We start from the raw sequence: 25,845 nt of genomic DNA, 5'->3' as shown, positions 1-25,845 counted from the left end.
CATTATGTGTTTTTATTTAAACTTTTTAAGAAGATCTTTTACTGCATCTTTATGAACTGTAAAATTCATCATTTTTAATTTTACAAAGTCCTCGCTAAAAAAGTAATAACCAAACTCTTTAGCATTAGGGTCATTATTACGTGATCCTGAGCCTGAGTCCTTTATTAAATACCATCTTTGACCCTTAAAATCAACAAATCCTACTAAATGTATTCCATGATCATCAGTTGTGGTTTTATTTGAAAAACGGAATTGTCTTGCTTCATCATTTATAAAGCTAGAAGGAATATCAAAAGATGGAACAACTGCACACTGAGTTTCAGAATCAAATCCAGATTCAGAAACATCGCCTCCAATTGCAACGGAATAGCCACTTTCTATACATTTACGCAATGTTGCTATAAATTCGTCCAGAGGAACGTTATAATAATCTTTACTTCTCCACCAGTTGTCATCAACATCATAAAGCACTTTATTATAAAATGGTTCCTGCATTATTGAAAGAATATCAATATAATCATCAGGAACAATTTTTACCACTTCAGATAAATATTGTTTCGGAGTATATTTTTTTCCGTTTACAGTTACTTCTGTTGGTGGTTCTCCAATATAATGGTTCATTATAGATTTTATAGTTGCAATTACTTCTTCTTCGTTCCATGCATTTGAAGCTTTTACAGAATTAAGAAAAGCATCCATTTCTGCTTTCATTTTTTCATGTGTATGGTACTTTCTGCAATTGTTAAGACCGTTATAGGATTCATATGGAATAACTCCATATAATTTAAACATTCTTGTTACAGCATTTGCTTCACTACCTTCTCCAAAAACAGAGTTTCCACGTGTTTTTACATATTCTTTAGCCTTTTCAACATATTCCCAATAAGCAATATAAATTTCGCTTAGTTTAACTTTTTGATTTGTTAAGCGAAAAACTTCTGATTCAAAATATGAGATTGTAGAAAAAGACCAGCATGTACCTGCATTACCCTGAGAAATTGGAGCATTATGCCATTGCGTTTTATATAAGTCAATTTTATTAGGTAATTCTTTATCTTTTAAGTCAATTTTGAACCGTTTAATTTGGGCAGGAGGTGCTGAGTTTTCCTCAACATTTCTCACATCTTTCATAATTACATTTTGATAGTAGCCGGGCTGATATGATTTAAAAACGGCTTTATCTTTATTATCCTGAGCTTGTATATTTGCAATTGCAAAAAATGTAATTGCCAGTAAAACAATTTTTTTCATGATTTAGAATTTTAAAATTATTTTTAACTAAGATATATGTTTTTATCTAATTCTACACTTCGAATTGAAGCCCGTCATTAGCTAAATATGTTTCAGGGAAAACTTCTCTTGATTCGGTGAGGAATCCATCAAGCTCTTTATATCTTACTGAGTAATGACCAATAATTAATTTTTCAACTTTTGCAGCTTTTGCAATTTCTGCAGCTTGTGATGCAGTTGAATGAAAGGTTGTGTTTGCTCGTTCTAATAAATTTTCCAAAAAAGTAGCTTCGTGATAAAGTAAATTTACACCATTAATATATGGTATAATTTCAGGGGAATAAATTGTGTCGGAACAATATGCATATGTTCTTGGGTTATCTGTATTTAAAGTTAATTCTTTGTTTGGTATTACTTTACCTTCCTCAGTGACAAAATCATTGCCATTTTTTATATCATTAATTTTAGAGACAGGAATGTTGAATTCCTGAATTTTTTCTTTTAATATTTTTAATAATTTTGGTTTTTCGCGAAATACAAATCCGCATGTAGGTATTCTATGATTTAAAGGAAATGCAGTTACTTCAATTTTTTTATCACTGTATATAACTTCTTTTTTATTATTCTGAAGATTATGAAAAATTATTGGAAATGTAAATTCTTCTCCAAACTGAGTTCCTTTTATTAATTCTTCAAGACCTGAAAAGGAATATATGTGTAATTCATTTTTTCTTCCCAAAAGTTGAAGGGTGGAGAGGAGACCAAAAATTCCAAAAAAATGATCGCCGTGTAGGTGGCTGATAAAAATTCTATCAAGTTTATTAAAATGTAATTTTAATTGTCGGAATCTCATCTGAGTGCCTTCACCACAGTCAATTAAAAACAAATGCTCATGTACATTAAGTACATGAGCACTGGTATATCTATCCGACGTAGGCAGAGCCGAGCTACTGCCCAGTATCGTTAAAGTAATTGCCACTAGATTTACACTAAATCCTTACTTGCCAACTAAGTCAACTGCTTTATCAAGTGTATAAGAAATGTTTAGAACAGTATCTAATTGCGAAATGGTTATTAATCTTTCTACAGCAGGTTGTAAACCTGTAAGAACGAAAGTTCCATTCGCATTTTTGCAAAGTCTGTTCGCAACAAGAATTGCACTTAATCCACTTGAGTCGCAATAACGACAGTTGCTAAGATCGAGGATAATATTTTTCTCACCATTGCCTGAAACCAAAACTAATTCTGATTTAAGAGCGGGAGCAATATGTGTATCCAGCTTCTCAACCATTACCTTAACTAAGGTATAATTGTCTTTCTTTTCTATGCTAAATTCCATCGTATAAAAATAATAATATTTTTTAAAATATACAGGGAATTATTATTCATTATTTTTTTCTTTATTTTTTGCATCCTTTTCAGAAATTTCCATTTGGTCTTTTAACGCTGCTAAACCAGTAACGTCGCCAAGTGTAGTCTTTTCTACTTTAGGAGCTGCTTCAGCTTTTGGAGCTTTTTTAGTTTTCTTTTTAGCTACAACTTCTGCTTTTTCGTTGTCTTCATATACTCTTGTATGAGATAAAATAATCTTTTTTGCTTCTTTTGAAAAGTCAATTACTTTAAACTCGAGTTTTTCTTCAACTACTGCCATTGTACCGTCAGCTTTCACTAAATGTTTTGGAGTTGCAAAACCCTCAACACCGTATGGTAAAGCTATTGTAGCACCTTTATCATTTATTGAAATAATTGTTCCTTCGTGAACTGATTCTGAAGTGAAAATTGTTTCAAATACTTCCCATGGATTTTCTTCAAGTTGTTTATGACCTAAACTTAATCTACGGTTTTCTTTATCAATTTCTAATACAGTTATTTCAATAGTGTCACCAATTGAACAGAATTCTGCTGGGTGTTTAATTTTCTTAGTCCATGATAAATCTGAAATATGGATAAGTCCATCAATACCTTCTTCTAATTCAACAAAAACACCAAAGTTTGTGAAGTTACGAACTGTAGCAGTATGTTTGCTCTTAACTGCATATCTTGATTCGATGTCAGCCCATGGATCAGCTTTTAATTGCTTAATTCCAAGTGACATTTTGCGCTCTTCGCGATCAAGTGTTAATATTGTAGCTTCTACATCATCACCAACTTTTAAGAAATCTTGTGCAGATCTTAAATGTTGTGACCATGACATTTCTGATACGTGAATTAAACCTTCAACGCCAGTAGCTATTTCAACAAAAGCACCATAATCAGCCATTACTACTACTTTACCGGTTACTTTATCGCCAATTTTTAAGTTAGCATCTAAAGATTCCCATGGATGAGGAGTAAGTTGTTTTAAACCTAAAGCAATGCGTTTTTTCTCGTCATCAAAATCAAGAATAACAACATTGATTTTTGAATCTAATTGTACAATTTCTTCTGGGTGAGAAATACGTCCCCAGCTTAGGTCAGTAATATGAATTAATCCGTCAACTCCACCAAGATCGATAAATACACCATATGATGTAATGTTTTTAACTGTACCTTCAAGTACCTGACCTTTTTCTAGTTTAGAGATAATATCTTTTTTCTGTTGTTCTAATTCAGCTTCAATTAAAGCTTTATGAGATACTACAACATTTTTAAATTCCTGATTGATTTTTACTACTCTGAATTCCATTGTTTTACCAACGAATACATCGTAATCACGAATTGGTTTAACGTCGATTTGTGAACCTGGTAAGAATGCTTCAATTCCAAAAACATCTACAATCATACCGCCTTTTGTACGACATTTAATAAACCCTTTAATAATTTCAGCATCTTCAAGAGCTTTGTTAACTCTATCCCATGATTTTACTGAACGGGCTTTTTTATGTGAAAGTAATAATTGTCCGTTTGTATCTTCTTGAGTTTCGACTAATACTTCAACTTTTTCGCCTGGTTTTAAATCAGGATTATAACGGAATTCGTTTAAGCTAATAACACCTTCAGATTTGTATCCAATGTTAACAACAACTTCGCGTTTGTTCATTGCTACAACTGTACCTTCAATTACTTCATTTTCAGAAATTGTTGAAAGTGTGTTTGAGTATAAGTCTTCTAATTTTGCACGTTCTTCAACAGAATAGGTATCATCCTTTTTACCTGTTGCATTCCAATTGAAATTTGATAAATCATCGTGCTTTTTTTCGAGCTTAATAGGCTCATCTTCTTCTATTTCGTCAACAATTACGTCATCATTTTCAAGATCTAAATCGTTTTCGTCAAGATTAAGAATTTTTACAGCTTCTTCGTTTTCGTCAGCCAAAAGGCCTGGATTTCTTTTTGCCATTTAATTAAAATTAAGTTAGTTAATAAATTAGACATTATTTATAGACCCTAATTAGGGACTGCAAAATTAAGCATTTTTTACATATTTTAATAAGTGTTTAGTAAAAAAAGTCATATTCAAATAAATAATTTATTAGATATCTAACTATTTTATCCTAAGAATTTTCTATAAAATTGTTGATTTTTTTAATTATCATATTAAAAAAAGCTTTTAAAGGGCTTAAAAAAAATACCGTATTTTTGCCGCAACTAAACCAAATTGTATGAAATTATTTTTTTTCGTATTAATTGCTATTGTATTTTGGCAAGTCTCTAATGCTCAGACAGCTACTTTAAAGGGGAGAATTATTGATTCAAAAACCAAAGAGTCATTACCCGGTGTAAATATTATTCTAGAAGATAAATCAGGAGGTACTTCTGATGCAAATGGTTATTACATTATTAAAGTAACACCTGGTAAACATCAGGCTTCTTTTAATTTTATCGGATATAAAAATGAATTACGTTCAATAGAAATTAAATCAGATGAAATTGTTTCGTTGAATGTTTCTATGTCTGAAGAAGTTGAAATGATAAGTGAAATAGTAGTTAGTGCAGGAAAGTTTGAGCAAAAAATATCAGAAGTTACAGTTTCAATGGAGGTTATAAAACCTTCAATGATAGAGAATAATAATATGGTTAGTGCCGATATTGCTGTAAATCAGGTTCCAGGTGTAGATGTTATGGACGATCAGCCTAGTATAAGAGGAGGTAGTGGTTATAGTTATGGTGCAGGAAGCAGGGTTATGATGCTTGTTGATGACTTGCCAATTTTGTCGGCTGATATTGGTGATGTAAAATGGAATTTTATTCCTATTGAAAATATTTCACAGATAGAGATTATTAAAGGTGCATCATCTGCTTTATTTGGTTCGTCTGCATTAAACGGTGTAATAAATATGCGTACTGCTTACCCAAAAGACGAACCGCAAACAAAAGTTACAATTTTTAATGGTATGTATATGAATCCTGAACGTAAAGAACTTATTTGGTGGGGTAATAGCCAGCCATTATTTCAGGGTGCAAGCTTTTTACATTCAGAAAAAATTAAAAACTTAGATTTAGTATTAGGTGGAAATGCATATAGTGATGATGGTTTTAGAGAATTTGAAACTGAAGAACGTGTGAGAGGAAATTTTAATTTAAGATATCGTGATGCAAAAGTTGAAGGATTAAGCTATGGTTTGAATGGGAACTATATGAATATGGATAAAACAGAATTCTTTTTATGGCTAAATGCTGATTCTGGTGCATATAGACAAGATAAAGCTACAGCATCTAGAAGTATTGGTTCAAGAGTAAATTTAGATCCTTTTATAACATACTTTAATAAAAAAGGATATAAACATAGTGTAAGAGGTCGGTATTTCAGAACAAAAAATGAAATTCCTGCAGAGCCCGAAAAAAACAGTCAGGCAGATATGTTTTATCTCGAATATCAATTTCAAAGACAATTAAAAGGAAATTTAAACTGGACTATAGGAGCTCTTGGTACATATGCAGATATTGTTGCAAGGCTTTTTGGTTCTCATAATTCAACTAATGCATCTATTTATTCTCAATTTGATAAGAAATTTGGCTTACTAAATATTTCAGGAGGTATTCGTGCTGAGTATTTCAGAATAGATAAAGATGAAACACAAACTGTTATTGGAGCTGATACAATTAAGGATATTCCAATCCAGCCTGTATTCAGATTAGGCGCAAGTTATCAGTTGAGTGAACATACGTTCTTAAGATCATCATTTGGTCAGGGTTATCGTTTTCCGACTATTGCTGAAAAATATACAAGTACTAGTGTTAGTTTATTAAATATTTTTCCAAACCCCAAAATAAAACCTGAAACAGGTTGGAGTGCTGAGATAGGTTTAAAGCAAGGTGTTAAAATAAGCAACTGGAATGGTTATTTGGATATTGCAGGATTCTGGACAGAATATCATGAAATGATGGAATATACATTTGGTTTTTATAATCCTGAGACTTATGAAGCACTTGATGTTAAAGATTCAGCAGATTTGGTTGTGATTGGAGCTAATGGATTAAAATGCCTTGGTTTTCAGTCAATAAATGTTGGAAATTCAAGAATAAATGGAGTTGATATAACTTTTACTGGTCAGGGTAAACTTTTTGGACTTCCAACTACGTTACTTGCCGGATATACATATACTAATCCGATTGATATGAATGTTGAAGTTAATGACTCTACAAAATCAACAAAGTCAAATGTTTTAAAGTATAGAAATTATCATACTGCAAAGGCAGATTTAGAAATAAATTATAAAAAAATTGCAACAGGTATAAGTGTTATTTATACAAGTAAAATGTTAAATATCGATAAGGCTTTTGAAGACTTAATGGGTGATGGTCCTGGAGTTGGAATTGAATTATTACCAGGTTTATACGAATACAGACAAAAACATAACAAAGGAAATATAGTTTTTGATTTTAGAATATCATATACTCTTAATGAACATTCAAAAATATCATTCGTTATTAAAAATCTTTTTAATAAAGAATATATGGGAAGACCTGGTGATTTAAGGCCACCAAGAGCCATTTCTTTACAATATGTTATGAGTATTTAGAATTTCATTTTCATTTACTATCTTTACAAGAATTTTTAAAGAAGAATATTGTGAAGAAGAAAAGACCTTTAATACTTTTATCGAATGATGATGGCGTAAATGCAAAAGGATTGCAAGTACTCATTGATATTATAAAACCTTTTGGTGATTTGGTAGTTGTTGCTCCTGAAAAAGGTGAATCTGGTAAATCTCATGCAATTACTTTAAATATGCCGGTAAGAGTAAAAAAAGTTTCTGAAGATGAAGGCGTTACCATTTATAGCTGCTCTGGCACACCTGTAGATTCAGTAAAACTTGCTATAAATCAGTTATTACTTCATAAACCAGATTTTTTGGTTTCAGGAATTAATCATGGAAGTAATGCATCAATATCTGTTATTTATTCAGGTACTATGGGTGCTGCAATTGAAGGTTGTTTAAATGGTATTCCGTCTATTGGATTTTCTGTATTAGATCATTCTGAAAATGCCGATTTTAGTATTGCAAAGGCTTATGTAGCTTCAATATTTCAAAATGTAATGGAAAACGATTTACCGGTTGGAACATGTTTAAATGTAAATTTCCCGGTAATTCCGCTCGATAAAGTTAAAGGGGTTAGAGTTTGTCGCCAGACCCGTGGTGTTTGGAAAGAAGAATATGAAAGACGAATTGATCCACATAAAGGCGAATATTTTTGGCTTACAGGCGATTTTCATAATTTTGAACCAGATGCAAAAGATACTGACGAATGGGCATTAGCAAATAAATATATTGCAATTGTTCCTATTCATGTTGATTTAACTTCTTATGAAGGCATAAAAAAATTGCGCGATTGGACTTATGAAAGCAAAATCTAAATACAATAATATATGGTTAGGTTTAGCCTTGGGATTGGCAATTCCCATTATAACCATTTTTATTTTTTCTTTCTTTAAAAGCAATGTTGATAATTTTAAATCATATATAGAATTTGTTTGGAGCATTTCTGCGCTTTCAAATATTTTAAGTTTATGTGCTATTCCAAATCTTGCAATTTTTTATCTTTTTCTAAATAAAGAATTATACTACAGTGTGAGGGGAGTTATTTTTGCTACTTTAATCTGGGCAGTTTTAGTTGTTATTACCCGATACTTTGTATAATTTAGAGCTATGAAATATTATGTTATAGCAGGAGAGGCTTCGGGTGATCTTCACGCATCCAATTTAATTCAGGAGATTAAAGAATTTGATCCTTCATCAGAGTTTAGGGGCTGGGGTGGCGACTTAATGATTTCAAAAAATGTAAATGTAGTTAAACATATAAAAGAACTAGCTTTTTTAGGCATTACTGAGGTTATTGCAAATATCAGAACAATTAAAAAAAACTTTAAATTCTGCGAACAGGATATTGTTTCATATTCTCCTGATGTTTTAATTTTAGTTGATTACCCAGGATTTAATTTAAGAATTGCAAAATTTGCAAAATCCAAAGGATTTAAAATTTTCTATTATATTTCTCCTACAGTATGGGCTTGGCACCAGTCAAGAGTTGAACAGGTAAGAAAATATGTAGACAAAATGTTTACAATTCTTCCATTCGAAAAAGAGTTCTATAAAAAATTTAATATAGATGTTGAGTTTGTAGGGCACCCATTGTTAGATGCAATTGCAAATGAACAAAAAAATATTCCTCCTTTTAATGAGTTTTGCATACAAAATAAATTATCGGGTAAACCAATTATAGCAATTTTGCCAGGAAGTCGTAAGCAGGAAATTAAAAAAAAGCTGCCTTTAATGTTAAAGATAGTCGAATATTTTAATGATTTTCAATTTGTTATTGCAGGAGCTCCATCAATTAGTGTAGATTTTTATAATCAGTACATGGATAATCAAAAAGTGCCAATTGTATTTGGAAAAACCTATCAGATATTAAAAAATGCTCAATCTGCAATAGTAACTTCCGGAACTGCAACTTTAGAAACAGCACTTTTTAACATTCCTCAGGTAGTATGTTACAAAACTTCACCGTTAACTTATATTATTGCAAAATTATTTGTAAGTATTAAACATATTTCGTTAGTAAATATTATTCTTAATAAAGAATCTATTACGGAGCTTATTCAGGGAAAACTTACAGTTAATAATCTAAAAAACGAATTAACATTAATCACAACAGGTGAAAAACGTGAGCAAATACTATCAGATTATGAACTTTTGAGTAAATTAATAGGTGAGCCCGGAGCATCAAAAAGAATTGCAAAAATTATGGTAGAATTATTAAAAAGTAAATAATGAAGTATTTTGCAATTTTAGTTTTTCTTCTTTTTAGTTATAGCATTTTTGGACAACGTTTAAAAATAAGAGCTTTTAGTGAAAGCAATGTTAAGTCGTTAGTATTCGCTCCGGTAGTCGGAAAATATAATATTTACTGCGATACAGTTTTAATAACAACATTAAACAAGAATGAGGCAGTAAGTATTATTCAGAATGGTGATTCAATTGATATAAAATCCCTTTCTTCAAAATTCGGAACTTTTAAAAGTCTTAATATTGTTGGTGTTTCAAATACAAATTATGCAAAAGTAAAGTGTGTTATTCCTTCTATAAACCAGCGACTGTATGATGATGATTTAAAGATTTCTGTTTTAAACAAAAGTTTTTTTATTATTAATGATGTAGAAATTGAGAATTATGTTGCCGGTGTTGTTGAAAGCGAGGGTGGACAAAAAGCAAATCTCGAATATTATAAAACTCAGGCTGTAATATGCAGAACATATGCTTTGGAGAATTTGACAAGACACATTACAGAAGGTTATTATTTATGTGATAATGTCCATTGTCAGGCTTATAATGGTAAAAGCTTAAGTAATTTTGATATTCCTGAAGCAACAAATAAAACTTCCGGACTGGTTATAGTAGACAGTACTCTAAACCTCATTACTGCTGCATTTCATTCAAATTGTGGCGGACAAACAGTGGGTTCAGAAGATGTTTGGTTAAAATCAAGATCCTATTTAAAGCCGGTAATTGATTCATATTGTATAAATCAAAGATGTGCAACTTGGGAAAAAACAATTCCAGTTGATAAATGGATGCAATATCTGATCTCAAACGGATTTGCAGTTAGTACTTATCCAAATGATACAATTATCTTTAATTTTGATCAGATAAAAAGAAAAACATATTACAAAATATTAAATGATAGCATTGCATTAAGAAAAATAAGACTTGATTTTAATTTAAGGTCTACATTTTTTAATGTGTATTTTGTTAATAATAATATGGTGTTTAAGGGTAGAGGATATGGGCATGCTGTTGGGTTATGCCAGGAAGGGGCAATGCAAATGGCAAAGCATGGAATAACTTATCAGGATATCATTAAATTTTATTATAAAAATACTTATATTGTAAGTCTAAGAGCATTAAACTTTTTCAAAAATCCATAAACTATCTTATAATAAACTTTTTTGTGTAGGAAAAAGATTTATCAGTAATATTAACAATGTAAATTCCAGCATTTAACTCAATTGGAATTTCGGTGTTTTTACCATTTAATGATTCCAACTGAAATTCTTTTATCGGAGTTCCTGTAATATTATAAATTCCAAAATTGAAATTATGAAATTGCTTTGTGTTATTTTCAATTACAAATTTATCATTTGTTGCATCATAAAAAACATTAAGCGGATCTGTTTGTTGATAGAAACCTGAATTAACACCTGATTTTAAGCTGTCAGTATAATTTTGGGAAAAACCTGAAAAGGTAATTCCAATAAATAATAATGAAAGCAAAATTTTATTGAAATTAATTTTGTTTAGATCAGAAAGAACTCTATTGATAATAATATCAGAAGAGTAGCCGTTTTTTGAGTAGCATTTTCTGTTCATAATCTTTTATTTTTATTGTTATACGACATTCATTTAAGAATGTTATATTAAATAGTAGAATAATGAAAACAAATTACTGCATCAATATTTTAGCCAAAATTCCTTTTTGATGAAACTTTTCAATCTCTTCGTGATTAATAAATTGTAATTTATTAATAATATTAATTTTAGGAAGTAATCCTGCTGAGGCATCAAAATAATTTTCAGGTGTAAAAATTAACCATTCATTATTTTTATAAATTAATATAGTTGCAATTTTTTTTCCGGTTTTTGCATTTAATATGATAATTAAACCATTCTCAAGTGCGCAGAATAATAAATTATTTTTATCGGAATATGATAATTTAATAATCTTTGAGCCTATATCATTAAAGTTCCAAACCTCATTATGTGTAATAAAAGAATATGCTTTACATAATGTTTTATTTGCATTATAAGATGAATAAACAAGTGAATCTTTTTCAGAAATATCAATATCTGTTATGTCGCTATTTTCACTAATGGTATACTGGTTTCCTTTTTTTAAATCATTAATAAAAATTAATCCAGAACCTTTTTCTGAAGCAATTAATAATTTATTGTTAAGTACTGATTTTATATTTGTTATTTCGTTATTAAAAGAAAATGTATTTGTTTGTGTGAACTTTGTTGCATCAACTTTCCAGACTTTTATTGTTGCATCAGTAGACGATGTTACTACACATTTATTATCAGAAGAAATTGACATATCTGTAATATCGTAATCGTGAAAAGCAGATACGTTTAATTCTTTACCTGAATTAACATCGTGCAATTTTATTGTTCCTGAATTTAAGCCTGATAAACAATAGTTTCCATAAGTTGATATTGCAGTTACATACTCGGTTTTAAATGCAAAAATACTCTTAATAGTTCCGGTTGAAGTTTCTAAAAATGTCTCAATTGCATTTCCTGCTTCAGTTTTATCACTGTTTTCATAATAAATAACTGTTTGATCATTTGATGTGCAAAGCCTCTTTTCATCAGCTGAAAAAGCAAGATCTATTACTTTGGAACTTTGTGATAAAGTTAACTTATATGGTAAACATGTAGATAAGTTGAATCCTTTTAACAAACCATTACCAAAACCCAATGCCATCATATTTGATGTTTTTGATAATGCAAATGCAGTAAGTGAGCTTTCTGTCTGTAAGTACTGTCCAATCTCGTCTCTTGAACGTGCATCAAGATCATAAATTAGGAAAGAACCAAAGTCATTGCAAATATGGATTCTAGTGAAATCGGTATTAAATTCTCCATATATGGCTTTTCCCTTTTCTAATTGAAAGTCGAAAAGTTTTTCGCCTGAAATTCGCCAAAGATTAATTGTACTCTCATTCTGACTAGCTACACCAATCATTTTTCCATTTCCCGAAATAAAAACTACACCAGGATTTAAATTAATGTTTTTAAAAGCAATCTCTTCCATGTAGCTTTTGGTTTTCCATACCCTAACCATACCATTGCCAGCCGAAGTTACAACTTTTTCACTGTCGGCACTAAAACAAAAATTAATTACATTTTCTTTATAATTGCTAATGGCAATAGGTTTATTAAAATTGTCCAAATCAAATAAAAATAGTGAACCTGCCGAGTTTTGATCGATAGTATTATCGCTTTCTGAAGTTTGATTTGATGTGGAAACTAGGAGTTTATTTTTTTCTTTAGTAAATCCTACTTGTGTTATCTTAGTTTTTGAAAACGAGTAGTTGTATTCAATTTTTCCTGTATTAATATTAATTACCGTTAACTTTCCATTATTAGTTCCGATAATTATGTTCTCGTTGTTATGGTTAAATGCTATTGAAGTTACTTTTCCACCAATATTTTGAAACAGATTATATTTAATAATGGAAGTTAAATCCCATATAATTACTGAACTATCATTTGATCCTGAAGCTAAGTATTTTCCATTTACCGAAAAATCAAAGCAATTAACAGACCCTGTGTGTCCCGAAAAAGTTCTCATTAATGCTCCATTTGAAGCATACCATAGTTTTAATGTCCAGTCATTTGAGCCAGTAACAATATATTGTTTATCTGGTGAGTATTTTAGAGATGTTAAAGTATAAGAATGCTTTAAAGGAAAAATGATTTCTTCATTTTGACTAATTGAAAACAATGGTATTAGAAGAATTGCTAAAGTGAAAATTTTATATTTTTTCATTTTCATTTTTTTTTCAATTTTCAAATCATATGCCTAAAATTTTAATTTTAAGATAACAATAAAAAAACTGCTGGTTTCTTGTGTATATCAATAGTTTTGGTTTTCCATTCTTTAATTTTAAATGTTGCAATAAACTCATCACTTTGAGTAATATTACATGCAATACATAACAACGTGTCGGGATTACAGGTTGCAATTAATTCATTTAAAAGTGAGTGATTACGGTAAGGAGTTTCGATAAATATCTGTGTTTGACTTTCGGTTTTAGACCGTTTTTCAATTTGTTGTATTTTTGCTTTTCTTTCCAGTGGCTTAATTGGCAAATATCCTAAGAATGCAAATTGTTGTCCGTTTAATCCCGAAGCCATTAGTGCTAATGTTATTGATGATGGTCCAACCAAAGGAATTACCTTAATACCTTTCTTATGTGCAATTCTAACAACTTGCGAACCTGGATCTGCAATTGCCGGACATCCTGCCTCAGTAATTAGTCCAATATCAGTTCCATTCTCAGAATTTTTTAAATAAGTTTCAAATTCTGCTGCAGTTGTATGCTCGTTCAGAATATAGAAAGTAGTAGCATCAATATTTATTGAGGGATAAACTTTTTTTAAAAATCTTCGGGCTGTTCTTAGTTCTTCAACAATAAAAACAGTTAATGTAGAAATTACTTTAGCAATTTGCGCTGAACTTTCTTCGGGCAAAAATTCTTCACCAAGCGGGGTTGGAATTAAATATAATTTTCCGTTCATATAGCAAAGATACAAAAAGACAAATGACATTATAAAAAGAAATAATATCTCTATTTTTGTATAAATCATTTTATTTTGAAAGTTACATTTCTAGGAACCGGAACTTCGCAGGGTGTGCCTGTAATAGCATGTGATTGTGAATTGTGTTTATCTACCGATTCTCTTGATAAACGATTACGCTCATCTGTACTTATTGAAGAAAATGATACTTTCTTAGTAATTGATACAGGACCTGATTTCAGGCAGCAAATGCTTCGTGAAAAAGTAAAACGAGTTGATGCCATTCTTTTTACACATGAGCATAAAGATCATATTGCAGGATTAGACGATATTCGTTCATACAACTGGATTTATAAAAGACCAATGGATATTTATGCAGAAGAAAGGGTGATGGATGCTTTAAAGATTGATTTCCATTATGCTTTTACCGATTTTAAATACCCGGGAATACCGGAAATGGCATTGCATGAAATTTCAAATAACCCTTTTGAAATAAATAACATAAAAATTATTCCTATTCGTGGATTTCATCACAAGCTTCCGGTTTTTGGATACAGGTTTAAAGATTTTGCATATATTACAGATATTAACAATATTCCGGAGGAAGAAATTATTAAACTTAATGGAGTTAAGGTGTTAATTGTTAGCGCACTTAGAAAGAAAAAACATCTTTCACATTATAATTTAGAAGAAGCACTTGCTTTAATTGAAATAGTGAAACCTGAAAAAGCATATCTAACACATATAAGCCACATGATGGGTTTTCATAAGGTTGTTAGTCTTGAACTGCCAAATAATGTTGAGTTGGCTTATGATGGCTTAAGTATTGATATTTAGTTTATAAAATCGTTTATTGTATATAATGTTTTATAACACTAGAAAGAAAAATAAAATTTAATAAGTAATCACTTACTTAAATATAAAAATTACTACATTTGCAAAAATATTTAATAATTAATAATTAAAATTATGGAAAAACATCAGGGAGTTATTACATTCGGAGGAAATCCTTTAACATTAGTAGGAAGCATAGTAAAAGTAGGAGATACAGCAAAAGATTTTACTGTACTGGCAAACGATTTAAAACCCCACAAACTAAGTGATTATAATGGAAAAGTAAGAATTCTTTCTATTGTTCCATCAATTGATACAGGTGTTTGCGCTGCACAAACACGTCATTTTAATGTAGATGCAGCAAAACTTGAGAACGTTGTTATTCTAACAATTTCATGCGATTTACCATTTGCACTTGGTCGCTTTTGCGGTGCTGAAGGCATTGATAAAGTTATTACTCTTTCAGATCATAAGGACACTGATTTTGGTTTAAAATATGGTTTTTTAATTGACGAATTACGTTTATTATCAAGAGGTATTGTTATAATCGATAAAGACGGTATTGTTAAATATGTGGAGTATGTTAAAGAAGTAACAACTCATCCTAATTATGATAAAGCATTAGAGGTAGCAAAAAGTTTATAAATTATCGTTTGTCATGCTGAATGTAATGAAGCATCTATTTTATAATAGATTTTACTTTGTAAGAAAAAGTTCTTCACTTTGCTTGCCTTCCTTCGACTCCGCTCAGGATGACGGCAGGTAGGTTCAGAATGATAAATTTTATTAAAAATGGCACATACGAAAGTTTGTGCCATTTTTTATTAATATTCTTTAATTACTTTTTCATTATCAGTGTTCTACGCCGAGGCAGAGTGGTTGAGTTAAGAATAATTAATTTGATTGTTGACTAGATTCTTCACTTCGTTCAGAATGACAATAAGATTTATTTTTAATATTAATAGATATAGATAATTGTTTTTTATAATTTTGAATAAAATTCAGATTTCTTACAAATTAAAATTAAGGAAAAGAAATGAATGCAATGCCTTTGGTGATAACAGCAATAGCAGTTTTTGCACTTGCTTATCGTTTATATTTTAGTTTTATTGCAGCAAAAGTTTTAATGATTAATGAGAGGAGAGCAATGCCTTCTCAAAAATTATATGATGGTCAGAATTACCAGCCAACTAGTAAATGGATATTATTCGGACATCATTTTGCAGCAATAGCCGGTGCCGGACCACTGGTAGGACCAGTGCTTGCAGTTCAGTTTGGATATTTTCCGGGATTTTTATGGATGATAGTGGGAGCAGTGTTGGCAGGTGCAGTTCACGATATTGTTATACTTACAGCTTCCGTTAGACATGATGGAAAATCGCTTGCTGAAATTGCCCGATTTGAGATTAGTAAAATAAGCGGGGGCGTGACTTCTGTGGCAATCTTAATAATTATTGTAATTGCAATGGCAGGACTTGGGCTTGTTGTTATAAATGCACTTTCCGAAAGCTCCTGGGGCACGTTTACAATAGCTGCAACAATCCCAATTGCGCTAATAATGGGACTTTGGATGTTTAAATTCAGAAAAGGAAAAACTACTGAAGCAACAATCTTTGGAGTAATACTTTTATCATTAGCTGTAATTTATGGCAGGTATATTCCAGATTCTTCTATTGCATCATGGTTTACTTACGACCATAAATCACTCACTATTTTATTAGCTATATATGGATTTTTAGCCTCAGTATTACCAGTTTGGTTATTGTTAGCACCCAGAGACTATTTAAGTTCAATTATGAAACTAGCGGTTATTGCAATGCTTGCAGTTGGGATAATTGTTGTAACACCTAATTTGCAGATGCCTGCATTTACAAGCTTTATGGATGGTGGAGGACCAATAATTCCGGGAACATTGTTTCCGTATTTATTCATAACAATTGCATGTGGAGCTATTTCCGGGTTTCACGCACTGGTGAGTTCCGGTACAACACCAAAAATGATAATGAACGAAAAACATATAAGACCAATTGCTGTAGGTTCAATGTTAGCCGAGGGTGTTGTTAGTATTCTTGCTCTTATTGCTGCTGCAAGTCTTTTACCACTCGATTATTTTCAAATAAATGTTAGTCCCGAAAAATTTCAGACAATATTACCACAATTACATGCTATGGGTTTACACGATTCAAATATTCAGGAATTATCTAAAGAAGTTGGTGAAAATATTGTTGGCAGAACAGGAGGGGCGGTTTCTCTGGCAGTTGGTATGGCACAAATATTTTCTGCAATACCCGGATTAAAAGGGCTAATGTCATACTGGTATCATTTTGCAATTATGTTTGAAGCATTGTTTATACTTACCACAATTGATGCAGGAACCAGGATAGGCAGATTTGTTTTGCAAGAATCATTAGGTAAAATTTACAAGCCTTTTGCAAGACCAAACTGGATTCCCGGAAATTTATTAGCCAGCGGTTTAATTGTTTTTGCCTGGGCTTATTTTATTTATTCTGGCAGTGTTTCAACAATATGGCCCATGTTTGGAACTGCGAATCAGTTATTAGCAACTATCGCACTAACGGTTGGAACCAGTTATATTATAAACCGTGGAAGAGCAAAATACTCATGGGTAACAATACTCCCATTATTTTTTGTTGGTATAACAACTGTTATAGCAGGTGTAAAAAACATAATTAATATTTATTGGCCTCAAATATTTACAGAAGATAAACACTTACAAGGCATTATTAATCTTACTTTAACCTTGGTAATTATGTTTTGTGTATTCTCTATAATTTTTGATGCTATACCAAAATGGATTGCTGTTATAAGAGGTAAAAGAGCGCTGAAAGAAGAAATGTAATAATTATCCTCTAAAATTTGCTTTAAGTGGTCTGAGTAGTTCATTCAGACCATTTAATTCTATTTCGTACATTGTTTCTAACAATATGCCTAATCTGCCTTTGGGAAATCCTTTTTGCTTAAACCAAACAATATAGCTTTCGGGTAAATCACAGATTAAAGTTCCTTCATATCTGCCAAATGGCATTTTTGTGCTTACAATTTCAAGTAAAACTTTTGAGTCGCTTATTGGGGCTGGATCCATTTTAAACTATTGGGTTAAGTATTGCAAATATAATTTGTTTTTTTGACTAGATTCATAGCTTTGCTCTGAATGACAAAAACTGGGATGTCATCCAGAACGAAGTGAAGGATCTGGACACGAATTAGATTTTACTTCGTAAGATAAAGTTCTTCGCTTTGTTCAGAATGACACAAGGGTTATGCATTCTTCAAATAATTCACCAGGCCTTTTGCATCAAACACAGCCATAAGTTGATCTGGAAGAGGAGCGAACTTAAATATTTTGTTATCAATATTGATTTCTCCTTTTGCAAAATCAACAGAAGCTTTTGAACCTTGTTTGTAAGCATTTACAGCGTCAGGAACAACTAAAATTGGTAATCCCTGATTTACTGATGAGCGATAAAAAATACGATTTACCGATTTGCAAATAACCGCTTTTACACCTGCTTCTGCAAGTCCAACAGCCGGATGCTCGCGACTACTTCCACAACCAAAATTATCACCAGCAAAAATTATATCGTTTGCTTTTACATTTTCTGCAAAGCTATCATCAAAACCTTTGAACAGGTGAGGCATAATTCCAATTGCATCTGAGCTGGTAACTGAGTATGTTAAATTTCCGGCAAACATCTGATCGGTATTTAAATTATCGGCATCTGAATAGTTCCAGATATTTTCTGTTTTGCGATTTTCGCCCTTAGGAATTGATGTAGTTGTAGCTACATTTATCTCGGAAATGAACTTATCGTTAGCTTTTACACCTCTAGGATCTGTGATTTCGCCACAAATTGCAGAATGAGCCACAGTTGCCGGCGAAGCCAAGTAAACGTTTGAATTTTTATTACCCATTCGCCCTAAAAAATTTCGATTTGCAGTTGAAATTACGTTAAATCCATCGGCTGGAATTCCTTGTCCGGTTCCAAGACATGGTCCACATGAAGAGGCAAGAATTGTAGCTCCGGCTTTCATCAATTTTGTGATAGTTCCGTTTTCAATTGCCTGCATATAGATATCTTTTGAAGCAGGAATAACCAATAATTGAAAATCTTTTGCAATTGTTTTTCCATCAAGTATTTGAGCTGCGATTTCTAAATCGTCCAAACGACCATTTGTGCAGGTTCCAATAACACCCTGATTTAGCTTAACACCCTGAACTTCAGAAACTGCCTTTACATTTTCTGGGCTATGTGGAGCAGCTACAACCGGGAAAATATCAGATAAGTTAATTTCAATCTCTTTAAAATATTTTGCATCAAAGTCAGCCCAAACACTATTAGCATTTTGGTTTCCAATAAAACAAGCAAGTACTTCGTCAGCAGGAAAGACTGCATTTTTAGCACCCATTTCAGATGCAAGATTGGCTAATGTCATTCTTGCCGAAACTGATAAAGTTTTTACACCTTCGCCATGATATTCTATGGACATATAATTGGCTCCATCGGTTCCGATTTTGCCAATTATCCACAGACTTATATCTTTAGCATATACACCTTTATTTAACTTGCCTTTAAGTGTTACTTTAATTGACTCAGGAACTCTGAACCATGTTTCACCTTTTTTCCAAAGACCTGCTGATTCTGTTCTGTCAATACCTGCAGCCATGGCATTAAAAGCTCCGGCTGTACAAGTATGACTATCGCTACCAACTATTATCATCCCTGGTTTTGCGTAATATGACATAATTTGATGGCAAATACCATCACCGGCAGCATGGAACTTATTTATTCCCTGAGCTCTAGCAAAGGCTCTTATAGTCTCATAATCATTTGCCAGTTTTGAATCGGTAGGAGGAGCGTTGTGATCCAAAGTAATTAATAATTGATTTGGGTTAAAAACTTTTGTTCCACCCATTTTTTCCCATGTCTTTTTAATACTTGCAGTATTATCATGAGTTAAAACTAAATCAGGTTTTTTAAAAACTATTGCACCAGCAGGTGCTCCAAATATTTTTTCGGCAAATGTTTGTCCCATAAATTTCAAATTATAATTAAAGCAGACCTCCGTTTTTGTAAATATTTATTTGAACTTCGGTAAACTTATTTATATCAGTAGTTTTTTTGTTTTTAAGATTTGTTATTTTCCCTGCAACCATATCTATTTTAACAGTATCGCCAGTTTGAATATCAATGGATTTAAGGATTTCAGGATTATAACTTAAAATTGGTAATGCTGCATTTATTGCATTTCGCTCATAAATTGCTCCGTATGATTCAGCAAGAATACAAGATATACCTAATGATAAGAAACAATCCACAGCTTGCTGACGAGAGCTTCCTGCACCAAAGTTTTTAGAAGTAATAACAATATCTCCGGGTTTTGCTTTTTTTGCAAAATCTTCATAACCTTTTAAGTTATCAAAAGTATATTGTCCCATTTCCTTAATATCAGTGATTGCAAGATATCTGTTATGGAAGATCATATCAGTATCAATATCATCTTTTAGGATAACCCAAACTTTGCCTTCAGCGACCAATGGCTTATCCTGTTTTACTTCTTTAATTATTTTTTTAGCGGCAACAGGATTTTTTGATTTTTCAAATAGGGTAGGGTTAATTGGAATATCATCAGGAGTTGTAATATATCCTGCAATTGCAGATGCAGCAACAACACCAGGAGAAGCAAGATAAACAAAACCTTTTCCTTGTTTTCCTTCAAAATTTCTGTTTCCTGTACTTATTGTTACCTCGCCCGGACCATTTTGTCCAACCTGACCAGCTGCACAACCTGAGCAACCAGCATTAGAAATCATTGCGCCTGCATTTTTAAAAATCTGAATAAGACCTTCGTCTAATGCTCTTTTCCAAATGTCATCTGTAGCTGGAACAATTTTTAATACAACACCCGGAGCAACAGAATTATTTTTCAAAATGTTAGCTGCAATTCTTAAATCTTCAATTCTTCCATTTGTACAACTTCCAATAATTGCAGAATCGATTTTTTTACCTTTTTCTTTTTGAACAGGAGTATTGTCGTGAGGCTTACCAGGTAAGGCAAGCATTGGTTTAAACGAATTAACATTTATGTCAATTACTTGCTCGTAAACTGCGTTTTCATCAGCAAGTGGTGCTTCAATTTTCTTACCAGTTTTCTTTTCGCAATGATTTTTCACTTCTTTATTTGGTGGGAAAAGGAAAATAATTGCACCCATTTCAGTAGCCATTGAGGCAACTGTTATTCTATCTGAAAGAGTTAATTTTTCTATTGCTTCGCCATAAAATTCAACAGAATATCCAAGTAGTTTATTTGCTCCAAAAATATTTAATAGATTTAATACAAAATCTTTTGAAGAAACCTGTTTGTCAAGTTTTCCAGTAAAATTTAATTTTATTGAAGGTGGAGTTTTAAACCAAATAGAACCTTTTGCCCATGCTGCAGCAATATCCTGATCGCCCATACCTTGTCCGAAAGAACAAATTGCACCCATAATATTTGCATGAGAATCTGTAGAAACAAAAGTACTTCCGGGCCATGCCAAACCATTATCCATTGCTAAATGAGTTCCTATTCCGGCATCGATATCATAAATTTTAATATCGTTTTCGCGGGCAAACTCTCTGCAATATTGTTGGTTTGCAGCATATTTCTGATCAGAACCTGTAGGATTACAATCGAAAGTAAAAAAAGTTTTAGTTGAATCAGCAACTTTTAAACCGTTATCTACTAAATTTTTTACAACGTTTGCACCACCAAAATCGCGGGCAACTCTTGAGTCGATAAAAATATCCACTATGTCACCAGCCTTAACAACAGATTGATTGCTATGTTTAGCAATTATTTTTTCAATTATAGTCATTGTATAATTTGTTATAATTATATTTTTAATCTTTCACGGAATGGTTCGAAAGTCATGAAATCTGCATGATGAACAATATATGCTTCTGTTGTTCTTTTTACCATATTACCTTCACCAGCATGTGTTGCAATAATGTGACAAACTTCTGGAGATACACCACACATTTCAGCTAATGAAACACCTGAAAATGGGTGACGCAAATATTTTCCATAATTTCCCTGAATAGATTTTCCATCTTTTAATTCGTATTCAAGAAGTTTACCTACGTCGGCTAGGATAGCACCTGCAATAAGAACATCCATATTTACGGGTAAATCAGTTTTGAAGAATTTGTTCATCTGATCGCCACAGTCTTTTGCAACATGAACCACTGCACGTTTATGGCACATAAATGTTACTTTAAAATCTGGTCCGCAAAGGAGAGTGAAAGGAATTGTGTTTAAATCTTCCGGTCCAAGTACAGATTTTTGCAAAGCTAAAGCCCATGTTAACATTGTAGCTTCTTTAAGTTTTGCATCTTTAATCCATTCTAATTCTGGCCAAAGCGCTATTGCTTGTTCTTTATACTTCTGTTCTATTTGTAACATAATTAAAATGTAAATTATTTGTTTTGAACTTTGTTATTTTGAATCTAACAAAAATGAAATGTCTGATAAAAATGAAGTTTGTCATTCTGAGCGAAGCGAAGAATCTATAACCTTCGACTTCGCTCAGGGTGACTTAGTATAAATTATAGTTTTGTAATAATAGCATCAGCCATTTGGCGAGTACTAGCAGCGCCCTGATTAATTACTGCCTGTGTACCTTTAAGTTTCATCATATCGTATGCTCTTGTTTTACCTTCAGCAACTACTTCAGCAACTGCTTTCTTAATTTTTTCAGCAATTACAGTTTCGCCAATATGTTCGAGCATCATTACCGCTGAATTAATCATAGCTATTGGATTAACAATACTAGTTTCGTATTCAGCATATTTTGGAGCAGAGCCATGAGTAGGCTCAAATACACAAACACCTGATTCTGGGTTAAACTGAGCAGATGTTGCAAAGCCTAAACCACCAATTAATCCTGCAAATGCATCAGAAACTATATCACCGAACATATTACCGGCAACAATAACATTATAGTTTTCAGGATTTTTAGTTAACCACATTGTCATAGCGTCAATGTTTACATCTTCAACCCAAATATTTGGATAATCGGATTTACTCATTTCCTGAGCAACTTTTAACATCATGCCTGATGTTTCGCGAATTACGTTTGGTTTTTCGCAAACTGTAATTTTTTCGAATCCACGTTTTTTAGCATACTCAAAAGCAGCTCTAACAATTCTTGTTACATATTTCTTTGTAAAAATTCTTGTTGATACAGCTAATTCTTCACCTGGACACCATGCAAAGTTTTTTTGAAATTGTTTATGAGTCATTAAAGCATCATAAACTTGTTTTGGAGGATTGGTCCATTCTACACCACCATATAAACCTTCAGTATTCTGACGGAAAATCATAACATCAATCTGAGGCTCTTCAACACCACCATTTGCAGTACGTCTGATAAAATTTAAAGGATTTCCTTTAAAAGTATGACAAGGACGCATACAAATATCAAGGTTAAAATGTTGTCTCATTGTAACAATTGGACTATAGTATGTATAACCCTTATCTTGTAATTCAGGTGCAAGTTCTGCGGCTGTTTTATCTTTTGGTTTTGAAGTAATAGCTCCAAATAAACCAATTTTATGTTCTTCTAATAATTTAATTGTACGATCTGGTAGTGGATTACCTTCTTTACACCAAAATTCCCAGCCAATGTCACCATTTACATAGTTAGCTTCAAATCCTGCTGCGTCTAATACGCGGATACATTCTTCCAATACTGCTTTTCCTATGCCGTCACCTGGCATTGCTACGATAGTTCTTTTTCCCATATTATTTGATTTTTATTAAAATTTTTCGTTTTAGATTTTGTGCAAAATTAAAGATTAGTTTTTGAATTAGATTGATGCAATTAATATTTCAAAACATATTAAAACCTATTATATAATATTAAATAATAATGTTAGTTAAGTAAAAAAAAGCCTGAAAGATTTTGCTCTAACAGGCATTTAAAATCTTATTACCAAATTCTTATTCGTTTATCTTTTGGAACAAACTTGGAGTCTGTTTCTTTTATTGGAAATGCATTATAAAAATCATCTGAATGATATACTGTTACATTAACTCTAGCAAGAGCAGGAGAGTGAACATCTTCTTTAAGCCTTCGCATTAACTCCTGATCACGAATTTGTTGTCTCCAAATTTCAGCATATGAAAGATAAAACCTTTGAATAGGAGTGAAGCCATCAATTGTTTTTTCGTCGCCTTTTAGTGTTTTCTTAAATGCATCCATTGATACAGAAACACCGCCAAAATCTGCAATATTTTCACCTAAAGTTAATTCGCCATTAACATGCAATGAGTCAAGCATCTTAAAGTTATTATAAGTTACAATTAATGGAGCTGTTTGTTTTTTAAAATTTTCAACATCTTTTTCTGTCCACCAGTTTTGTAAGTTACCGTTTTTGTCATACTGACAGCCCTGATCGTCAAAACCGTGAGTCATTTCGTGACCAATAACTGCACCTATTCCACCATAATTAACTGCATCATCGGCATCTTTATTAAAGAAAGGAGGTTGAAGAATTGCTGCAGGAAATACAACTTCATTCATATTTGGACTATAATAAGCATTAACTGTTTGTGGTGTCATATCCCATTTTGCACGATCTACAGGTTTATCAATTTCTGCTAACATCCTTTTAAATTCGAATTTATTAGCTGCAATAACATTTAACACATAAGCTTGTTTTGAAATTGTTAATGCAGAATAATCTCTCCATTTATCAGGGTATCCAATTTTTAAATTAATAGTTCCTAATTTTTCAATTGCTTTAACTTTAGTTTCCGGGGTCATCCAGGTTAAATTTTGAATGTGTTCTTTCAATGATTCCTTAAGGTTTTTTACTAATTCAATCATTCTGGTTTTAGCTTCGGCGGGAAAGTATTTTTCTACATAAATTTTTCCAACTGCTTCGCCTAAATTTCCACTTGTTGATTCAACAATGGTTTTCCAACGATCTTTCATTTTTGTTCTTCCTGAAAGAACAGTTCCATAGAAAGCAAAACGAGCTTTTTCAAAATCGCTGTTAACGTATGGTGCACAGTCATTAATTAAATTGAAAGTAAAATATTCTTTCCACTCATTCATAGGAACAGATTTTATCATTTTACCAATTTCTTTAATAAACTCGGGTTGGTTAATGTTAATTTCTTTTAAATCGGCTTTTCCAATTTGTGTAAAATATGAGTTCCAATCAAAATCTGGTGAAAGTTTTTGTAATTCTGCTACTGGCATTTTATGATACAATTTCTGAGGATCGCGCATTTCTAATCTTGTCATTGATGCTTTTGCCAGACGTGTTTCAATTTTCATAATTCCATCAGCAATTTTAGCTATTTCAGCATCTTTATATTTGCCTGTAAGCTTCATTAAAGTTGAAATATATTTCACATATTCTTTACGAAGCATTTGTGATTGTTCATCGTTACTTAAATAATAATCGCGATCAGGTAAACCTAGTCCACCCTGCATAATTTGAGCAATTACCATATTACTGTTTTTGTCGTCCTGAGAACCATAAAAGTAAAACAACGGAAAAATTTCCATTGAATGAAGCTTTACAATTACATTTAAAACGTCCTTTGAATCTTTCATTGAAGCTATTTCATCAAAGAAAGGGGTTAGTGGTTCAAGTTTTTGTTTTTCTATGTTAATGGTATCTAGACCTGAGGAGTAGAAATCTCCGATTTTTTGAATTTCGCTACCTTGTGTTACATCTTTTGAATTTGCTGCTTGCTCAAATAACTCTTTAAGCATAATAGTGTTATCTTCGTCTAATTTATGAAATGAGCCATAAACAGAAAATTCTTCACCAATAGGATTATTTTTAATCCAGCTACCATTTGCATACTGATAGAAATCGTTACCTGGAGCAACGGTTGTATCCATATTAATTGGATCAATTGATTTTGTTGTCATTTCTTTTGATTCGGTTTGATTTGATGATCCGCCGGAACATCCAGCTAATAAAGCAGCTATGCCAGCAAAGAACAAGAAGTTTATTTTATAATTCATAAAAGA

At 31.9% G+C, this 25,845-nt stretch carries 21 protein-coding genes; 8 read left to right on the top strand and 13 right to left on the bottom strand.

Annotated features, from left to right (window positions below; translation table 11 throughout):
- Positions 1-12: 12 nt before the first annotated feature.
- The 4 genes from HY951_12965 to rpsA are packed head-to-tail and all read right to left on the bottom strand — an operon-like array spanning position 13 to position 4,417.
- The gene (locus tag HY951_12965) at positions 13-1,254 is read right to left on the bottom strand and encodes a peptidase C1 (GenBank protein ID MBI5540968.1); all 1,242 of its coding nucleotides are present in this window, start codon (positions 1,252-1,254) and stop codon (positions 13-15) included.
- 49 nt (positions 1,255-1,303) lie between these two features.
- On the bottom strand, positions 1,304-2,209 hold the full coding sequence (locus HY951_12960) for a ribonuclease Z (GenBank protein MBI5540967.1): 906 nt from the start codon (positions 2,207-2,209) through the stop codon (positions 1,304-1,306).
- Between the two features lie 18 nt (positions 2,210-2,227).
- A complete protein-coding gene (locus HY951_12955) occupies positions 2,228-2,569 on the bottom strand; it encodes an STAS domain-containing protein (protein MBI5540966.1) in 342 nt (113 codons plus the stop codon).
- A gap of 42 nt (positions 2,570-2,611) precedes the next feature.
- Positions 2,612-4,417, bottom strand: a complete 1,806-nt coding sequence (gene rpsA, locus HY951_12950; protein MBI5540965.1) for a 30S ribosomal protein S1 — start codon at positions 4,415-4,417, stop codon at positions 2,612-2,614.
- Positions 4,418-4,811: 394 nt separating this feature from the next.
- Here rpsA and HY951_12945 point away from each other — a divergent pair, with 394 nt between their 5' ends.
- From HY951_12945 to HY951_12925, 5 genes are read left to right on the top strand one after another with little or no spacing between them, the layout of a single operon-like run.
- Positions 4,812-7,172: a TonB-dependent receptor gene (locus tag HY951_12945; protein MBI5540964.1), complete on the top strand. Its 2,361-nt coding sequence runs from the start codon at positions 4,812-4,814 to the stop codon at positions 7,170-7,172.
- A 50-nt stretch (positions 7,173-7,222) separates the two neighbouring features.
- Complete coding sequence (surE, locus tag HY951_12940; protein ID MBI5540963.1) at positions 7,223-8,008, top strand: 5'/3'-nucleotidase SurE; 786 nt, start codon at positions 7,223-7,225, stop codon at positions 8,006-8,008.
- Positions 7,992-8,291 carry a hypothetical protein gene (locus tag HY951_12935; protein MBI5540962.1) on the top strand — a complete coding sequence of 100 codons (300 nt, stop codon included), beginning with the start codon at positions 7,992-7,994 and terminating at the stop codon, positions 8,289-8,291. Before surE ends, HY951_12935 begins: the two co-directional genes overlap by 17 nt.
- A gap of 9 nt (positions 8,292-8,300) precedes the next feature.
- Positions 8,301-9,422 carry a lipid-A-disaccharide synthase gene (gene lpxB / locus HY951_12930; protein MBI5540961.1) on the top strand — a complete coding sequence of 374 codons (1,122 nt, stop codon included), beginning with the start codon at positions 8,301-8,303 and terminating at the stop codon, positions 9,420-9,422.
- Positions 9,422-10,576: a SpoIID/LytB domain-containing protein gene (locus tag HY951_12925; protein MBI5540960.1), complete on the top strand. Its 1,155-nt coding sequence runs from the start codon at positions 9,422-9,424 to the stop codon at positions 10,574-10,576. The genes lpxB and HY951_12925 overlap by 1 nt, the downstream gene beginning before the upstream one ends.
- Before the next feature lies 1 nt (position 10,577).
- On the opposite strand, the gene HY951_12920 is transcribed toward HY951_12925, so the two are convergent.
- The 3 genes from HY951_12920 to HY951_12910 form a co-directional block, all read right to left on the bottom strand.
- A complete protein-coding gene (locus HY951_12920; GenBank protein ID MBI5540959.1) occupies positions 10,578-11,018 on the bottom strand; it encodes a T9SS type A sorting domain-containing protein in 441 nt (146 codons plus the stop codon).
- 73 nt (positions 11,019-11,091) lie between these two features.
- A complete protein-coding gene (locus HY951_12915; protein MBI5540958.1) occupies positions 11,092-13,203 on the bottom strand; it encodes a hypothetical protein in 2,112 nt (703 codons plus the stop codon).
- A 47-nt stretch (positions 13,204-13,250) separates the two neighbouring features.
- Positions 13,251-13,955, bottom strand: coding sequence for an SAM-dependent methyltransferase (locus tag HY951_12910; protein ID MBI5540957.1), 705 nt, complete (start codon positions 13,953-13,955; stop codon positions 13,251-13,253).
- Positions 13,956-14,030: 75 nt separating this feature from the next.
- Between HY951_12910 and HY951_12905 the strand changes: the two genes are divergently transcribed.
- The 3 genes from HY951_12905 (at position 14,031) to HY951_12895 (ending at position 17,649) form a co-directional block, all read left to right on the top strand.
- Complete coding sequence (locus HY951_12905) at positions 14,031-14,792, top strand: MBL fold metallo-hydrolase (GenBank protein ID MBI5540956.1); 762 nt, start codon at positions 14,031-14,033, stop codon at positions 14,790-14,792.
- A gap of 132 nt (positions 14,793-14,924) precedes the next feature.
- Positions 14,925-15,434 carry a thiol peroxidase gene (gene tpx / locus HY951_12900; GenBank protein ID MBI5540955.1) on the top strand — a complete coding sequence of 170 codons (510 nt, stop codon included), beginning with the start codon at positions 14,925-14,927 and terminating at the stop codon, positions 15,432-15,434.
- A 391-nt stretch (positions 15,435-15,825) separates the two neighbouring features.
- Positions 15,826-17,649, top strand: coding sequence for a carbon starvation protein A (locus HY951_12895; GenBank protein ID MBI5540954.1), 1,824 nt, complete (start codon positions 15,826-15,828; stop codon positions 17,647-17,649).
- Between the two features lie 3 nt (positions 17,650-17,652).
- Here HY951_12895 and HY951_12890 read toward each other — a convergent pair whose 3' ends face one another.
- The 6 genes from HY951_12890 to HY951_12865 form a co-directional block, all read right to left on the bottom strand.
- Positions 17,653-17,892 carry a DUF3820 family protein gene (locus tag HY951_12890; protein MBI5540953.1) on the bottom strand — a complete coding sequence of 80 codons (240 nt, stop codon included), beginning with the start codon at positions 17,890-17,892 and terminating at the stop codon, positions 17,653-17,655.
- Between the two features lie 176 nt (positions 17,893-18,068).
- Positions 18,069-19,844 carry a 3-isopropylmalate dehydratase large subunit gene (locus HY951_12885; protein ID MBI5540952.1) on the bottom strand — a complete coding sequence of 592 codons (1,776 nt, stop codon included), beginning with the start codon at positions 19,842-19,844 and terminating at the stop codon, positions 18,069-18,071.
- Between the two features lie 16 nt (positions 19,845-19,860).
- Positions 19,861-21,666, bottom strand: a complete 1,806-nt coding sequence (locus HY951_12880) for a 3-isopropylmalate dehydratase large subunit (GenBank protein ID MBI5540951.1) — start codon at positions 21,664-21,666, stop codon at positions 19,861-19,863.
- Positions 21,667-21,683: 17 nt separating this feature from the next.
- A complete protein-coding gene (locus HY951_12875; protein ID MBI5540950.1) occupies positions 21,684-22,253 on the bottom strand; it encodes a phosphohydrolase in 570 nt (189 codons plus the stop codon).
- A gap of 143 nt (positions 22,254-22,396) precedes the next feature.
- Positions 22,397-23,593, bottom strand: coding sequence for an isocitrate/isopropylmalate dehydrogenase family protein (locus HY951_12870; GenBank protein ID MBI5540949.1), 1,197 nt, complete (start codon positions 23,591-23,593; stop codon positions 22,397-22,399).
- A gap of 188 nt (positions 23,594-23,781) precedes the next feature.
- On the bottom strand, positions 23,782-25,839 hold the full coding sequence (locus HY951_12865; GenBank protein MBI5540948.1) for a M13 family metallopeptidase: 2,058 nt from the start codon (positions 25,837-25,839) through the stop codon (positions 23,782-23,784).
- Positions 25,840-25,845: the final 6 nt, after the last annotated feature.

This window comes from Bacteroidia bacterium (genome assembly GCA_016218155.1).
Lineage (GTDB): Bacteria > Bacteroidota > Bacteroidia > Bacteroidales > GWA2-32-17 > GWA2-32-17.
The sequence above is the reverse complement of the archived record's forward strand: the minus strand, read 5'-3'. Positions and strand labels throughout refer to the sequence as shown.